The organism is Aeromonas sp. EERV15, from assembly GCF_900079845.1.
Lineage (GTDB): Bacteria > Pseudomonadota > Gammaproteobacteria > Enterobacterales > Aeromonadaceae > Aeromonas > Aeromonas sobria.
The window spans coordinates 1-463 of the sequence record NZ_FKKY02000120.1; the positions used below are offsets into that span (position 1 = coordinate 1).

At 72.4% G+C, this 463-nt stretch carries 2 protein-coding genes; one reads left to right on the forward strand and one right to left on the reverse strand.

Features of this window, described 5'->3' with window-relative positions; all coding sequences use genetic code 11:
- Positions 1–181, forward strand: a 181-nt coding sequence (locus tag BN4575_RS22860; RefSeq protein WP_256029048.1) for an ATP-binding protein, incomplete at its 5' end; no start/stop codon positions are given.
- On the opposite strand, the gene BN4575_RS22865 is transcribed toward BN4575_RS22860, so the two are convergent.
- Positions 156–463, reverse strand: a 308-nt coding sequence (locus BN4575_RS22865; protein ID WP_176716466.1) for a putative zinc-binding metallopeptidase, incomplete at its 5' end; no start/stop codon positions are given. The two genes, BN4575_RS22860 and BN4575_RS22865, sit on opposite strands and share 26 nt — an antisense overlap.

Genomic DNA, 463 nt, shown 5'->3' on the forward strand with positions numbered 1-463 from the left:
CCACGAGAAGGTGTTCGTCATCTTCCAGACGCTGGAGCCGCGGGAGAGGTCGGGCGGCACGGGGGTCGGGCTCGCGCTCGTGAAGAAGATCGTGGAGAGCAGCGGCGGCACGATCGCGCTCGACTCGGACGCCGGGCGCGGCGCGGCCTTCGTGTTCACGTGGCCGAAGGCGCTGGCGTAGCGGGCGGGGTCGCGTCGGGCGAGGCCGCGGCGGGCGCCGGGGCAGGGGCTCCGCTCACCACGAGGTGGATGAACTGCAGCTTCGCCACGGCGACGCGCGGCAGCACGAACGGGTAGAAGTCGTGCTGGCCCATGCTGCGGGACATCTCGTTGAGCACGGCGGTCAGCTCGACCCAGGCGTTGACGAAGCCAAGGAAGCGCCTGGCCCCCGGATCGTCGGGCCGCCACAGCGCGTCGGCGCCCCAGGGCTCGACGTCGAGCTCCACGTCGTCGGCGTGGATGC